Source organism: Thioclava sp. JE_KL1 (assembly GCF_009296265.1).
Taxonomy (GTDB): Bacteria; Pseudomonadota; Alphaproteobacteria; order Rhodobacterales; family Rhodobacteraceae; genus Thioclava.
Genome location: NZ_WBJS01000004.1, coordinates 220,942 through 235,918, shown reverse-complemented (window position 1 = coordinate 235,918; position 14,977 = coordinate 220,942). Strand labels below are relative to the sequence as shown.

The following is a 14,977-nucleotide window of genomic DNA, read 5'->3' as shown; positions in this document are numbered from 1 at the left end:
GGGCGGCCTTTTCCATTCCGGGTCAAACCCCTGCGATCAGGAGTTCATGTCATAGGCGCGCTCGCCATGGGTGGAGAGGTCCAGCCCGTTGGTCTCGTGCTCGTCGCTCACCCGCAGCGGGAAGACCAGCCGCACCAGCATCGCCAGAACCCAGCTGCCCGCGACGGTGAACACGCCGACGACGGCCAGCGCGCCGAGTTGCGCCACGAACGACCCATGGCCGAAGACCGCGATCATGATCGTGCCGAAGATGCCGCCTACGCCGTGGACCGCGAAGACGTCAAGGCTGTCATCGACATGCAGCCTTTCACGGATCAGCACGACGAATTCCTGACAGATGATCCCGGCGGCGAAGCCGATCACCAGCGCTTCGATCGGACCCACGAAGCCAGAGGCCGGGGTGATCGAGGCCAGACCTGCGATCGTGCCGGTCACGAGGCCCACCATCGAGGCGCGGCCGAACTTGATGCGCTCCCACAGCGCCCAGCTCAGCGAGGCGGCGGCGGCGGAGATATGGGTGACGGTGATCGCCCTGCCGGCTACGCCATCTGCCGCCAGCTCCGAGCCGCCGTTGAAGCCGAACCAGCCGACCCACAGCAAGCCTGCGCCCATCGCGACCATGCCGGGGTTATGCGGCGGCGTGGTGCGCTTCACCCGCGGGCCGATCATCAGCGCCAGCACGAGGGCTGCGAGGCCTGCGGTTTCGTGAACCACGATGCCGCCCGCGAAATCCTTGGTGCCGACCGCACCCCAGATGCCGCCATCGGACATGATGCCACCGCCCCAGATCCAATGCGCGACGGGGGCGTAGATCAGCAGCATCCAAAGGCCGGTGAAGACCATCACGAAGCCATAGTTGATCCGCTCCACGAAGGCGCCGACGATCAGCGCGGGCGTGATGATCGCGAAGGTCATCTGGAAGGCGAAGAAGACGATTTCCGGGATGGAGCCCGACAGCGTGTCCGGCGTGATGCCCAGCAGCGCGAATTTACCCAAGCCGCCCCAATAGCCATTGGCGTCCCCGAAGGCGATCGAATAGCCGAACAACAGCCACAGGACGCTCATCAGCGCCGCGATCGAGAAACATTGCATGAAGATCGACAGCACGTTGCGCGCTCGCACGAGCCCGCCGTAAAACAGCGCCAGCCCCGGCAGCGTCATCAGCAAAACCAGTGCCGTCGCTACCATGATCCACGCGGTATCGGCCGCGTTCATCCCCGCTTCCATCTCGACAAATCCTCCTCGAAATTCCCTCTGGAGGGCAGGGGCCATAAGCGCCACGCGCAATAAAGAGACATTTTGCGCAAAACCCGCCTATTCGCGCGTCACTTTTGTACCTGCGCGAAAAATGGGCGATGCGAGGTGCGTATGCTTATGACGTGGGCGGTTTGGAGTCAGGCTTGCGCCGCGGACAGCAGCAGGACGAGCGCGCGATCGCGGGCCGCTTCGCGCACCTTGTCGCGGCCGAGCGCGCCGAATTCGACCGTCTCGACTTGGGTTTCGGCGCCCTCGCGCGCGAGGCCGAAACAGACCCGGCCTTCGGGTTTGAACTCGGATCCACCCGGTCCCGCGATGCCGGTGATCGCGACGGCGATCTGGGCGTGGGAGTGGCTCAGCGCGCCCTCGGCCATCTCGCGCGCGACCGGCTCGGAGACCGCGCCATGGGCGTCGAGGCTTTCCGCGCTGACGCCCAGCATCTCGCGTTTGGCGTCATTGGTGTAGGTGACGAAGCCGCGTTCCACGACCGCTGACGATCCCGGAATATCGGTGAGGGCTGCGGCGACCATCCCGCCGGTGCAGCTCTCGGCGGTCGCGACCATCAGGCCGCGCGCCTTGCAGGCGTCGAGAACGTCGGACGCGCGGCTCATCCCATCATGCCCAGAAAGACGATGTGGTAGAGGCCTGCGAGGATGATCGACACGATCCCGGCGAAGACCCCGGCCCAGATATCGTCGAGCATCACGCCTGTCGCGTCATGGCGGCGATCGGCGCGGCCCACGAGCCACGGTTTCCAGATGTCGAACAGCCGAAACAGCAGGAACGCCGCGACCGGGCCGGGCCAGACCATATGCAGATCGACGCCCGTGGAGAGGCCGCGCTGCCAGAATCCGAAGGCCGGGAAGAGTAGTGCCACCCATTGGCCCGCCACCTCGTCGATGACGATCTCGGAGGGGTCGTCTTCGCTGTCGCCCAGCTGCGCGCGCACCGACCAGAAGCCAAGCGCGGTGACAGCGATCGTGGCGATCACCAGCGGGATGAAGCCCAGCCAATGCTCGATCGCCCAGCCGACCAGTACCGCGACCAGCGAGCCCCAGGTGCCCGGCGCGGGTTTCAGCAAGCCGACAAATCCGACCGTGTTGATGGCGCGCAGCATGGGATTACTCCTTGATCAATGTGGCGGTGGCGATGGCGGCGATGCCTTCCTCGCGCCCGGTGAAGCCCAGACGCTCGGAGGTGGTGGCCTTGACCGAGATCCGGCCCGGCTCGATCCCGATGATGCGCGCGAGAGCCTGCGCCATTTCAACGGCATGCGGGCCGATCTTGGGGCGCTCGCAGATCAGCGTGACATCGGCATTGCCCAGACGAAAGCCCCGCGTCTCGGCCAGTTTTACGGCGTGATCGAGGAAGATCTCCGACGCGGCGCCTTTCCACTGCGGGTCCGACGGCGGGAAATGCCGCCCGATATCGCCCTCGGCCAGCGCGCCATAGATCGCATCGGTCAGCGCGTGCATGCCCACATCGGCGTCGGAATGGCCCTTGAGCTTCTTGTCATGCGCCACCGTGACCCCGCAGAGCGTCACATGATCGCCCGGCTCGAACGCGTGCACATCGTACCCATGGCCCAAACGGATATCCATCTTGTCTCCCAACAGTCTCTCGGCCCGGGCGAAATCCTCGGGGTAGGTGATCTTCAGATTGTCTTCCGAGCCGCGCGTGATCGCAACCGAAAGACCGGCCGCGCGGGCCACTTCCACGTCATCGGCAGCCCCGCCCGGATGGGCGCGATGGGCGTTGAGGATCGCGTCGAAATCGAAGCCCTGCGGGGTCTGCGCCCGGTAAAGCCCGCTGCGATCCTGCGTGCCGGTGACCTGACCGTTTTCGCCGATCCAGAGCGCATCCGACACGGGCAGGGCGGGCGCTGCCGCCTGTGCGCTGTCGAGCGCCTCGAGCACGCCGTCGATCACCGCGCGGCTGACCAGCGGGCGGGCGCCGTCATGGATCAGCACCTTCTCGACGCCCGAGCCTTCCAGCATCTCCAGCGCATTGCGCACCGAGGCATCGCGGCTCGCACCGCCCGCACATAGCGCGACTTCGCCCTGAAACTGCGCGATGCCGCGCGTCATGTCCTCGGGATGCAGAACGACCACGATCCGCCCGATGCCTTTGAAAGCGGCAACGGTATGGGCCAGCACCGGCTGCCCCGCGAGGCTCTGCCATTGCTTCGGGGTTTCTCCGCCAGCGCGGGTGCCACGCCCGGCGGCGACGATGATGATGGCGTTGCTCATGTCGGCTCCCTGATCGCCCAAGGGCTTAGGCGAAGACGCGGCTCTGCGCAATCGGTGCCGCTGGACGCGATACGTCGCGCGATGTGACAACTGGCCACAGTTAGGTGATTAAAAAATAGGCGGATGCTGATTTTCCCACCTAAAAAGGGGTGGACGCAATTGTGATTCTTTGGTCAAACGCCTAATTCGAAGGAAGACGAGTGACAGGACACCTCCGTGCCGAAGATTTTGGTTCTCGACGACATCACATTGACCCCTCCGGTCTTTCTCGCGCCCATGGCCGGGATCACCGACCTTCCGTTCCGGCGGATGGTGGCGCGTTTCGGCGCGGGTCTCGTCGTGTCCGAGATGGTGGCCTCGGGAGAGATGCTGACCGCGAAACCCTCGGTGCGCGCGAAAGCGCGGGTCGAGATGGGGCTGGAACTGCCGACCTCGGTGCAGCTTGCCGGGCGCGAGCCCGAACCGATGGCGGAGGCCGCAAAGATGGTCGCCGACATGGGCGCGCGGATCATCGACATCAATATGGGCTGCCCGGCCAAGAAGGTGACGGGCGGGGCCTCGGGCTCGGCGCTGATGCGCGATCCCGATCATGCGCTGCGGCTGATCGAGGCGACGGTGGGCGCGGTCGACCTGCCGGTGACGCTGAAGATGCGGCTGGGCTGGTGTGACGACACGCATAACGCGGCCGAGATCGCGCGCCGGGCCGAGGCCGCGGGCGTGAAGATGATCGTCGTGCATGGGCGCACGCGGATGCAGTTCTATAAGGGCAGTGCCGATTGGGAAGCGATTGCCGAGACCGTCGACGCGGTCTCGATCCCGGTGATCGCGAATGGCGACGTGGTCGATGCGAGCTCCGCGCGCGCAGCGCTTGCGCAATCGGGCGCGGCGGGTGTGATGGTCGGTCGCGGGGCGCAGGGCGCGCCGTGGCGGCTGGCTGAAATCGGTCATGAAATCTTCGGATCGTTGAAGCCGCAGGTTCCTTATGGAAATGCGCTTTGCGATTATATTTCAGAGCATTACGAGGCGATCTTGAGTTTCTACGGACGTGATCTCGGGCTGCGTCTCGCGCGCAAGCATCTGGGCTGGTATTGCGAGGCGGCGAATGCGCCGCTGCGCGCCGAGATGATGGTCAGCCAGACGCCGGAGGCGACCTTGGCGCTGATCGAGCGGGCTTTCGGGGAAAGGTGCGCCGCATGAACCTTCCGGCCCCCGGCATCATCTGGACCTCGCTTCCTACCCCGGCTTTGCTGATCGACGGCGATGATCTTGTCGACGAGGTGAACCCCGCCGCCGAGCTGTTTCTTAACCTCTCCGCCAAGGCGCTGCGAGGGAAGGCGATCGGCGAAAGGCTCGCGATTTCCGCGCCTTTGGAGGAAATCTTCTACCGGGTCCGGAAGAACCGCGCCTCGCTCTTCGTAAACGATGTCGAGCTGACAACGGGCGAGAAAGCCCCGGTGCAATGCAATCTGCAAGCCGCCCCCGTGGGCGAAGATCCCGACCGGGTGCTGCTGCTGATCGAGCCGCGTGAACTCGCTGATCGGCTGGGCCGCGCGAGCCTTGTGAAATCGGCGGCGCGCTCGGCCATCGGCATGGCGGAGATGCTCGCCCATGAGATCAAGAACCCGCTCGCCGGAATCGCCGGGGCGGCCCAGCTTCTGAGCATGAACTTGTCCGGCGAAGACCTTGAATTGACCGATTTAATCGTCGATGAGACGCGCCGAATCGTGAAGCTGCTCGAACAGGTCGAACAGTTCGGAAACGTCCGCGCGCCCGAGAAGAAAGCGGTCAATATCCATGACGTGCTCGACCGCGCGCGCAAATCCGCAGGCGTTGGCTTCGGTGCGCATATGACGATCAAGGAGGATTACGATCCTTCGCTGCCGCCGACACTGGGCGATGCGGATCAATTGACTCAAGTCTTCCTGAACCTGTTGAAGAACGCTGCAGAAGCCTCGGAAGGGAATGGGGAAATCAAGATCCGTACCTTCTACGAACACAGCCTGCGTCTGCGTCGTGCCGATGGATCGGGGCAGCCTCTGCCGCTGCAGATCGAGATCATCGACGACGGCCCCGGCATCCCGCCGGAAATCTCCAACGAAATCTTCGAGCCCTTCGTTTCGGGGCGTGAGAACGGCACGGGGCTTGGTCTCGCGCTTGTCTCGAAGATCATCAACGATCACGACGGCTGGGTCACGCTCGACTCGGTCCCGGGAAAGACCCGGTTTCGCATTTCACTTCCCGTTGCGCCAAAGGAGGCCTGATCCATGGACGGCACCGTACTTGTCGCGGATGACGATCGCACAATCCGCACCGTTCTGACCCAGGCCCTGACCCGTGCGGGCTGCAAGGTTCATGCCACTGCCTCGCTCGTGACGCTGATGCGTTGGGTCGAAGAGGGCAAAGGCGATCTGGTGATCTCGGATGTGATCATGCCCGATGGAAACGGGCTCGAGGCTTTGCCGAAAATCTCCGAGGAGCGCCCCGGCCTGCCGGTCATCGTGATCTCGGCGCAGAACACGATCATGACTGCGATCCAGGCGGCCGAGGCCGAGGCTTACGACTATCTGCCCAAACCGTTCGATCTGCCGGACCTGATGAAGCGCGCGCAAAAGGCGCTGGAGCAGAAGCGGCGCAGCCCGACCGCCCCGCGCGAGATCGAAGGCGGCGGCGATGCGGGCGACCTGCCTCTGGTCGGGCGGACGCCGGCGATGCAGGAGCTTTATCGGCTTGTCGCACGGGTGATGAATGCCGATCTCGCGGTGCTGATCGCGGGCGAGAGCGGTACCGGCAAGTCGCTGATCGCGAAGGCTATTCACGACTTCTCCGACCGTCGGACGCTGCCCTTCGTGGTGGCGCAGGCGGGCGATCTGCAGGGGGCGGACGGCCCGGCGGCGCTGGTGGCGAAGGCCAAGGGCGGCTCGCTCGTCTTCGACGAGGTTGGCGATTACGACGACGACACGCAGGCGCGGATCGTGCGGATGCTCGACGCGCTGCCCGATCCCGCGCCGCGGATCATGGCGACGACGCAGATCGACCTCGCGGGGCTGATGGAGGCGGGTAAGTTCCGTCAGGACCTGTTCTACCGCCTCGGCGGCGTGACGCTGAACGTGCCGAGCCTGCGCGAGCGCGTCGAGGATATCCCGCTTCTGGCCGAGCATTTCCTCGCCCGGGCCGAGCGCGACGGGCTGGGCCTGCGCCGATTCACGCCGGAGGCGCTGCAACTCGTGCGCGCCTATTCCTGGCCCGGCAACGTGCGCCAGCTGGAGAACACGATCCGCCGTCTCGCGGTGACCTCGCCCGAGGAAGAGATCACCCGCGCCGAGGCCGAATTCGTGCTGGGCAACCAGCCCGCGATCGAGCCGCTGCGTCAAGGCGGCGAGGGCGAGAAGCTCTCCGCCTCCATCGCGCGTCATCTGCGGCGCTATTTCGACCTTCACGGCGGGACGCTGCCGCCTCCGGGCCTTTACGACCGGATTTTGAAGGAAATGGAGGCGCCGCTGATCGAAATCGCGCTCGATGCGACCGGTGGCAACCAAGCCAGATGTGCCGATCTGCTCGGCATCAACCGCAATACGTTGCGTAAAAAGATCACCGATCTGGATATTCAGGTGACACGCCGCCGCAAACTGATGTAAACCCGCAACAGGGGGCTGTGGCTTTTCCGTTCACACGGATTCGCGAGCCACGGTCTGGAATGAGGGGGCATTAGTGCAGGGCAGCACGGCATATCGCTCAGGCTGGGACCGTTTGGCGCGCTTTCGCCGCCAAAAGCGGGTGCGCAACCTGTTTACCTTCGGTCTGGTCGTTCTGGGCCCGGCGCTCGCGATTGCGACCTTCATAGTCCTCGGGCCCTTGGGACAGGGGGCGGACAGCACCGCGCTGCGCCTGATCCTGCTCGCCGATTTCGTCTATTTCCTGCTGCTCGCCGGTCTGATCCTGATGCGGCTGGTGCAGATCATCGCCGCAAGGCGTGCGCATTCCGCCGGGTCGCGACTGACCCTGCGCCTGACTGGCGTTTTCGCGGGCATCGCGCTGGTGCCAACGATCCTCGTCGCGGTCTTCGCGTTCCTCACGGTGAATATCGGTCTCGAGGGCTGGTTCTCGGATCGCGTGCGCTCGGTCGTGGGCACGTCGCTTCAGGCCGCCGAGGCCTATCAGTCAGAGCATAAACGCGATCTTGTGCAGGACAGCCGGGCGCTCGCGAATTTCCTCAATCTGCGGCGGCAGGCTTCGACCTTCATGTCGGATGGCGAGCTGCGCGAATTGCTGATAACCGGGCAGGCGGGTATCCAGCGCGGCGTGAAAGAGGCCTATGTGATTGACGGCACGGGCCGGATCGTGGCCCGCGGCGATCGCTCCTATCTCTTTGATTACGAAGAACCTTCTCCGCGCGACATCGTCGAGGCGCAGAAGGGCGAGACGGTGCTGATCGAGGATTGGCCGAACTCGGAACTGCGCGCGCTGATCCGGCTCGATGCCTTCGTGGACCGCTATCTCTATATCTCGCGCAAGGTGGACGGGCAGATCCTCGCGCTGCTCGATAAGACGCGAGAGACAGTGACGCTCTATCAGCAATTGGAGAGCGCGCGCGGTCGGGTGATTTTTGAGTTCGGGCTGCTGTACTTCGGCTTCGCGCTGATCCTGATCCTCGCCGCGCTCTGGATGGGGCTGTGGTTCGCAGAGCGCCTGTCGCGCCCCATCGGGCGGCTTGCTGCCGCGGCAGAGCGTGTCGGCTCGGGCGATCTGGATGCGCGGGTGATCGAGGCCGAAGGCGACGACGAAATCGCGACACTCGGCGAGGCGTTCAACCGGATGACCGGGCAGCTGAAGGGCCAGCGCATGGCCCTGATCGAGAACCACCGCGAGACCGAGGAGCGTCGTCGGATGTTCGATTCCGTGCTGTCTTCGGTGACTTCGGGGGTGATCGGGCTGGATGCCGATGGGCGCATTGACTTCGTGAACCGGGCGGCGATGACCTTGCTGGCGCTTGATAGTGCGCGTGACAATGCCCGCGAGCTCTCGACCGCTGTTCCGGAATTCGTCGGTCTTTACAATCGATTGCAGGACGGTCTTAACGAGGTCGCGCAAGAGGAAATCCGGGTCTCGCGGGGCGGACGGCTGGAAAGCCTGCTGGTGCGCATGGCGGTGCGGCGCAACGATCTGGGCACGCCCGAGGGCTATGTGGTGGCTTTCGAGGATGTGACCGATCTGGTCTCGGCGCAGCGCATGGCGGCGTGGGGCGATGTTGCGCGGCGCATCGCGCATGAGATCAAGAACCCGCTCACGCCGATCCAGCTTTCGGCCGAGCGGATCAAACGCAAATTCGGCAAGATGACCGAGGGCGAAGATCTTGAAACGCTCAATCAGCTTACCGGCGTTATTGTGCGGCAAACCAATGACTTGCGGCGCATTGTCGATGAGTTTTCGCGCTTCGCCCGGATGCCGGAACCCGACCGTGCCGATCACGATCTGGCACAGCTGGTGCGCGACGCCGCGACCCTGCAGCAAGACAGCCTGCATGGCGCGAAACTGGTCACGGATGTCCCGAGCGAGCCGGTGATCGTCGAACTGGACGCGACGATGATCTCGCAAGCGGTGACGAACCTTGTGAAGAACGCAGGCGAAGCGATTGAATCCTATACGGAAAAAGGGGGCGTGGAAGAGGGCTTCGTGCCCGAGGTTCGCCTCGATATGCAGGTCGCGCCCGAGCATGTGACGATCCATATCGCGGACAACGGGATCGGCCTGCCGCCCGACCGCTCGCGGCTGTTCGAGCCTTACGTGACGACGCGCGAGAAAGGCACCGGGCTGGGCCTTCCCATCGTCAAGAAGATCATTGAGGAACATGGTGGAACGCTGACCCTGAGCGATGCGCCCGCCTTTGCAGAGGGTGCCCATCGCGGGGCGCTCGCCGAAATCAGGCTCCCACGCGCCCGAGCAGCGCTCAGAGCCATCAAGGAGAGGGGCGAAGCCCCCGGGGAAGTGACATGAGCGACATTCTGATCGTCGACGACGAGAAAGACATCCGCGAGCTGATCGCCGACATCCTGCGCGACGAAGGCTTCAAGACACGCCTCGCGGCGAATTCCAACGAGTGCATGGACGAGATCAACGCCCAGGAACCGGCGCTGATGATCCTCGATATCTGGCTGAAGGACAGCAAGATGGACGGGATCGACATCCTCAAGACGGTCAAGCGCGACAACCCGGACGTGCCTGTCATCATCATCTCGGGCCACGGCAATATCGAGATCGCGGTGGCGGCGATCAAGCAGGGCGCCTACGACTTCATCGAGAAGCCCTTCAACATCGACCAGCTGATGGTGGTGATCTCGCGCGCGATGGAGACGGCGCGGCTGCGGCGCGAGAACTCGACGCTGAAGCGCCGCGACATGTCCTCCGGCGAGATGATCGGCGACTCGGCGGCGTTCCGGCGGCTGAAGGATCAGCTCGACAAGGTCACCAAGTCCAATGGCCGGGTGATGCTGACGGGCGAACCGGGCTCGGGCAAGGAAATGGCCGCGCGCTATATCCACCAGTTCTCGACCCGTGCGGCGGGGCCTTTCATCACCGTGAATTCCGCCTCGATCGAACCCGACCGGATGGAAGAGGTGCTGTTCGGGCGCGAGACGCCCGAGCGTGGCGTCGAGAAGGGGCTGCTGGAACAGGCCCATGGCGGCGTGATCTATTTCGACGAGGTGGCCGAGATGCCGCTCGGCACGCAGTCGAAGATCCTTCGCGTGCTGACGGAGCAGCAATTCCTGCGCGTGGGCGGGGCCGACAAGGTCCGCGTCGATCTGCGGGTGATCTCGTCGACGACCCGCGATCTGATGACGCAGATCCGCGAGGGGCTTTTCCGGCAAGAGCTCTACGACCGGCTGAACGTCGTGCCGATCGAGGTGCCGCCGCTCTCCGAGCGGCGCGAGGACGTGCCGCTTCTGGCGGACCATTTCCTGCGCGGCTTCAACGAGACCCAGGGCCTGCCGCTGCGTGAAATCTCGGAAGAGGCCGCGGCGCTGATGCAGACGATGGACTGGCCCGGCAATGTCCGCCAGCTGCGCAACGTGATCGAGCGGGTGCTGATCCTCGGCGAAGGCACGGGTGCGATCGAGGCGCGCGAGCTGCCCGGTCAGGAAGGCCCGGCGGATGAGGGGCGCATCGTTCTGGGCGGCGCGCTCGCCACGCTGCCTTTGCGCGAGGCGCGCGAGCTGTTCGAGCGCGAATACCTGCTCACCCAGATCAACCGCTTCGGGGGCAACATCTCGCGCACCGCGAATTTCGTCGGCATGGAGCGCTCGGCGCTGCACCGCAAACTGAAATCGCTCGGCGTCGTCACCACGAACAAGGCCGGCGCTCGCGTCGCCCAATTCGACGGCGGCGAGGAGTAACGAAAAACGCGCGCCTCCTTTCGGGGCGCGCGTCTTGTCTTCGTTTTGGCAGAAATATCCCGGGGTGAGCCCGGAACGGGCGAGGGGCAGAGCCCCTCGTTTTTATTTCTCCGGCAACAACCCGCGCGGGCTGAAGCGCAGCACCATCAGCAGGATGATCCCCATCACCAGCATCCGCATATGCGGGGCTGACTGGATCAGGTGATCCTTGAGCCCGCCATCGGGGAAGGGTGCCGCCAGCGCGCCCATGATATCCGGGCCCCAGTCGCCGGCCTTGACCCAGACATACCAGATCAGAACGCCGCCGAGGATCGAGCCCCAGTTGTTGCCCGAGCCGCCCACGATCACCATCACGAGGATCAGGAAGGTGTAGCGCAGCGGGTTGTAGGAGGTCGGCGTCATCTGCCCGTCGAGCGAGATCATCATCGCGCCCGCAAGCCCGATCACCGCCGAGCCCAGCACGAAGATCTGCAGGTGGCGGCGGGTGACGTTCTTGCCCATGGCCGCCGCCGAGATCTCGTTGTCGCGGATCGCGCGCATCATCCGGCCCCAGGGCGATTTCAGCGACATCTCGGTCAGCCAGATCAGCGCGAGGATGACGATCACGAACAGAACGAGGAAGGCCAGCTTCACCACGATGGTCGAGCCGAGCTGCGGATCGAGGCCCCAAGCCTGCATCTGCGCGACGAAATCGGGCGAGTTCTGCAGGTCGATCTCGTAGGGCACCGGCCAGGGGCGAGGGATGCCGTTGACGTTCAGCACGCCCCGGTCGAGCCATTGCTCGTTTTTCAGGATCGCGACGATGATCTCCGCGATGCCGAGCGTGGCGATCGCGAGGTAATCCGAGCGCAGGCCGAGCGCGGTTTTGCCGACCAGCCAGGCCGCGCCTGCGGCCAGAACCGCGCCCACGGGCCAGGAGATCAGCGTCGGCAGGCCAAGCCCGCCGAGGTTGCCCTGCGCCGAGGGGTTGATCGCCTCGATCACCTCGACCGCCGGATCGAACAGCCAGCGATAGGTGAAGAAGCCGACGATCAGCACGGCGGTCACGGCGAGGCCGCGCGTCTTGCCGCGCAGATTGCGCCAGATCCAGACGGCCGCGAGCACCGCGACGATGGCCACGAAGAAGGCCGCCATGATGCCCGGACCGCCGCCCGAGAAGGCGCCGGGGGTGGGCGGCATGGAGATCAGCACCGGGGCCAGACCGCCAAGCGCGAGGAAGCCCATCGCGCCCGCGTTGAACAGGCCCGCATAGCCCCATTGCATGTTCACGCCGAGCGCCATGATCGCCGACAGAAGCCCCATGTTGAGAATGCCGAGCGCCGAGTTCCAGCCCGAGGTGAAGCCCTCGAGCAGGATGAGCGCAGCCATGATGGCGAAGAAGAGGGGCGCGCGGAGACGGCTGGTCTCGCCAGCCTGACGATTGCTGCTCATACGATTTTCCCCTTGAAGAGGCCGGTCGGCTTGAAGATCAGGACGAGGATCAGGATCGTGAAGCTGACTGCGTATTTGTAGTCGGTGGAGAGAAGCTGAACGAGCCCGTCCGGCTCCCAGCTCGGGACCAGATAGGTCGCGACCTTCTTCCACGCGTAGGTGAGACCCACTTCCGAGAAGGAGATCACGAAGCCGCCCGCGATCGCGCCCACCGGGTTGCCGATGCCGCCGACGATGGCCGAGGCGAAGATCGGTAGCAGAAGCTGGAAATAGGTGAAGGCTTTGAACGACTTGTCGAGCCCGTAGAGCGTGCCTGCGATGGTCGCGAGCGCGCCGGTGATGATCCAGGTGACTGCCACGACCTTGTTCGGGTCGATGCCCGACAGCAGCGCCAGATCCTCGTTATCGGAAAACGCGCGCATGGATTTGCCGGTGCGCGTCTTGCCGAGGAACCAGAACAGCGCGGCCACGGTGATGATCGCGGTGACGACGGTGATAACTTGGGTCGAGCGCAGCGTCAGCGGCTCGTGCAGTCCCGTCATGTCGCGCCATTGCCGCGCGTTGATCACGAAGCGCGTGCCGTCATCGAAATTGATCTGGTCGACCCCGATCAGGAAGCGCGTGAGCGCGTTCATCACGAACATCACGCCGACCGAGACCATGACCATGACCACGGGCGCGGCTCTGACCTTGCGGTAATATTGGTAAACGACCTTGTCCGTGCCGAGCATCAGCGCCGCGGTGACCGCGATGCCGAAGGGCAGGGCGAGAAGGGCGGTCGGCAGTGGGCCGAAGCTGATCCCCATCGCCTGAAAGCCCCAGGTGATCAGGATCACGACCCCGGTGCCGAAGGCCATCGTGTCGCCATGGGCGAAGTTGGAAAACCGCAGGATCGAGTAGATCAGCGTGACCCCGAGCGCCCCGAGCGCAAGCTGCGCGCCATAGGCGGTGGCGGGGATGATGACGTAGTTGGTAACCGCGACAAGCGCGTTGATGAGTTCCATTCCTCAGCCCCCCAGGAAGGTGCGGCGGACTTCCGGGTCGGCCAGAAGGGCCTCGCCAGTGTCGGTGTATTTGTTCGCGCCTTGCACGAGGACATAGCCTTTATCCGCGATCTCAAGGGCTTGGCGGGCGTTCTGTTCGACCATCAGGATCGAGATGCCGCTGCGGGCGACCTCGATGATGCGATCGAACAGCTCGTCCATCACGATGGGCGAGACGCCCGCGGTCGGCTCGTCGAGCATCAGCAGTTTCGGCTGGGTCATCAGCGCGCGGCCCACGGCCACCTGCTGACGCTGCCCGCCGGAGAGCTCGCCCGCGTTCTGGCGTCGCTTTTCCTTCAGGATCGGGAACAGGTCGAAGACCTGATCCATCGTGCCCCGGAAATCGTCGTCGCGGATGAAGGCGCCCATCTCGAGGTTTTCCTCGACCGTCATGGTCGGGAAGACGTTGTTCACCTGCGGGACGAAGCCCATACCTTTCTTAACGCGGTCCTGCGGCGAGAGGCCGGTAATGTCCTGCCCGTCGAGCGTGACCTTGCCTTCGCGCAGGCCGAGCATGCCGAAGACCGCCTTCATCGCGGTGGATTTGCCCGCGCCGTTGGGGCCGACGATCACGGCGATCTCGCCCTTTTCGACGGTCAGCGTGCAGTCGTGCAGGATGTCGGCCTTGCCGTAGCCGCCGGTCATATTGGAGGCGTTGAGATAGCTCATTGGGCACCCCCTTTGCCGGCTTCATCGCCCAGACCGGGCTGCGCGCCGTGGTCTTCATGGGCGGCGGTCTCGGCGGTTTCCTCGGCCTTGACCTTGTTCTTCAGCCCGGTGCCCAGATAGGCCTCGATGACGGCTTCGTTTTCCATGATGTGATCGGCAGACCCTTGGGCCAGCACCTTGCCCTCGGCCATCACGATGACCGGGTCGCAGAGGCGGCCGATGAAATCCATGTCGTGTTCGATGACGCAGAAGGTGTAGCCGCGCTCTTTGTTGAGGCGCACGATGGCATCGCCGATCGTGTTCAGAAGCGTCCGGTTCACGCCCGCGCCGACCTCGTCGAGGAAGACGATCTTGGCTTCGACCATCATCGTGCGGCCCAGCTCCAAAAGCTTCTTCTGGCCGCCCGAGAGGTTTCCTGCCTTCTCGTCCTTGAGATGCGAAATCGTCAGGAAATCAAGAACTTCATCGGCTTTCTTCAGAAGCGCCGCTTCCTCGTCGCGGATGTGTTTTCGCCCGAACCATGTGTTCCAGAGCGTCTCGCCCGCCTGTCCGGTGGGCACCATCATCAGGTTCTCGCGCACGGTGAGCGAAGGAAACTCATGCGCGATCTGGAAGGTGCGCAGCAGCCCCTTGTGGAACAGCTCATGGGGCGCAAGCCCGGTGATGTCCTCGCCATCCATCGTGACACGGCCCGCGGTGGGTTCGTGCACGCCTGCGATGACGTTGAAGAGCGTTGATTTGCCGGCGCCGTTCGGGCCGATCAGCCCGGTGATCGAGCCGGTCGCGATTTCGAGGCTCGCGCCATCGACCGCGCGGAATCCTCCGAAGGATTTGACTAGGTTTTCAACCCGGATCATAGGGTCCCCTGAGTTGTAGGCGTGTTAGCTTCACGCCGCATCTTGTTGTTTTATAATTGAAAACAGCCCGGATCGCTCCGGGC

Annotated in this window: 13 protein-coding genes; 5 read left to right on the top strand and 8 right to left on the bottom strand. The window is 64.3% G+C overall.

What is annotated here, in order from left to right:
* Window positions 1-36: 36 nt before the first annotated feature.
* From F8R15_RS08950 to F8R15_RS08935, 4 genes are all read right to left on the bottom strand, one after another.
* Entirely contained in the window at window positions 37-1,215 is a 1,179-nt protein-coding gene (locus F8R15_RS08950; RefSeq protein WP_152844478.1) for an ammonium transporter, read from the bottom strand.
* A gap of 179 nt (window positions 1,216-1,394) precedes the next feature.
* Complete coding sequence (locus tag F8R15_RS08945) at window positions 1,395-1,868, bottom strand: CinA family protein (RefSeq protein ID WP_152844332.1); 474 nt, start codon at window positions 1,866-1,868, stop codon at window positions 1,395-1,397.
* Window positions 1,865-2,374, bottom strand: coding sequence for a phosphatidylglycerophosphatase A (locus F8R15_RS08940; RefSeq protein ID WP_152844331.1), 510 nt, complete (start codon window positions 2,372-2,374; stop codon window positions 1,865-1,867). The genes F8R15_RS08945 and F8R15_RS08940 overlap by 4 nt, the downstream gene beginning before the upstream one ends.
* Before the next feature lie 4 nt (window positions 2,375-2,378).
* Window positions 2,379-3,506: a bifunctional 2-C-methyl-D-erythritol 4-phosphate cytidylyltransferase/2-C-methyl-D-erythritol 2,4-cyclodiphosphate synthase gene (locus F8R15_RS08935; RefSeq protein WP_152844330.1), complete on the bottom strand. Its 1,128-nt coding sequence runs from the start codon at window positions 3,504-3,506 to the stop codon at window positions 2,379-2,381.
* Window positions 3,507-3,722: 216 nt separating this feature from the next.
* Between F8R15_RS08935 and dusB the strand changes: the two genes are divergently transcribed.
* The 5 genes from dusB (at window position 3,723) to F8R15_RS08910 (ending at window position 10,894) form a co-directional block, all read left to right on the top strand.
* Window positions 3,723-4,703: a tRNA dihydrouridine synthase DusB gene (gene dusB / locus F8R15_RS08930; protein WP_368731023.1), complete on the top strand. Its 981-nt coding sequence runs from the start codon at window positions 3,723-3,725 to the stop codon at window positions 4,701-4,703.
* Window positions 4,700-5,767 carry a nitrogen regulation protein NR(II) gene (locus F8R15_RS08925; protein WP_078520786.1) on the top strand — a complete coding sequence of 356 codons (1,068 nt, stop codon included), beginning with the start codon at window positions 4,700-4,702 and terminating at the stop codon, window positions 5,765-5,767. Before dusB ends, F8R15_RS08925 begins: the two co-directional genes overlap by 4 nt.
* A gap of 3 nt (window positions 5,768-5,770) precedes the next feature.
* Window positions 5,771-7,141 (top strand): response regulator, encoded by a 1,371-nt coding sequence (locus F8R15_RS08920; RefSeq protein WP_078550200.1) that lies wholly within the window; start codon window positions 5,771-5,773, stop codon window positions 7,139-7,141.
* A 112-nt stretch (window positions 7,142-7,253) separates the two neighbouring features.
* On the top strand, window positions 7,254-9,497 hold the full coding sequence (locus tag F8R15_RS08915) for a PAS domain-containing sensor histidine kinase (protein WP_152844476.1): 2,244 nt from the start codon (window positions 7,254-7,256) through the stop codon (window positions 9,495-9,497).
* A complete protein-coding gene (locus F8R15_RS08910; protein ID WP_078520784.1) occupies window positions 9,494-10,894 on the top strand; it encodes a sigma-54 dependent transcriptional regulator in 1,401 nt (466 codons plus the stop codon). Before F8R15_RS08915 ends, F8R15_RS08910 begins: the two co-directional genes overlap by 4 nt.
* 102 nt (window positions 10,895-10,996) lie before the next feature.
* Here F8R15_RS08910 and F8R15_RS08905 read toward each other — a convergent pair whose 3' ends face one another.
* From F8R15_RS08905 to F8R15_RS08890, 4 genes are read right to left on the bottom strand one after another with little or no spacing between them, the layout of a single operon-like run.
* Complete coding sequence (locus F8R15_RS08905; RefSeq protein ID WP_152844329.1) at window positions 10,997-12,325, bottom strand: branched-chain amino acid ABC transporter permease; 1,329 nt, start codon at window positions 12,323-12,325, stop codon at window positions 10,997-10,999.
* Window positions 12,322-13,329 (bottom strand): branched-chain amino acid ABC transporter permease, encoded by a 1,008-nt coding sequence (locus F8R15_RS08900; protein ID WP_078550208.1) that lies wholly within the window; start codon window positions 13,327-13,329, stop codon window positions 12,322-12,324. Before F8R15_RS08900 ends, F8R15_RS08905 begins: the two co-directional genes overlap by 4 nt.
* A 3-nt stretch (window positions 13,330-13,332) precedes the next feature.
* Window positions 13,333-14,037: an ABC transporter ATP-binding protein gene (locus F8R15_RS08895; protein ID WP_078540796.1), complete on the bottom strand. Its 705-nt coding sequence runs from the start codon at window positions 14,035-14,037 to the stop codon at window positions 13,333-13,335.
* Window positions 14,034-14,894 carry an ABC transporter ATP-binding protein gene (locus F8R15_RS08890; RefSeq protein WP_078540797.1) on the bottom strand — a complete coding sequence of 287 codons (861 nt, stop codon included), beginning with the start codon at window positions 14,892-14,894 and terminating at the stop codon, window positions 14,034-14,036. The genes F8R15_RS08895 and F8R15_RS08890 overlap by 4 nt, the downstream gene beginning before the upstream one ends.
* Window positions 14,895-14,977: the final 83 nt, after the last annotated feature.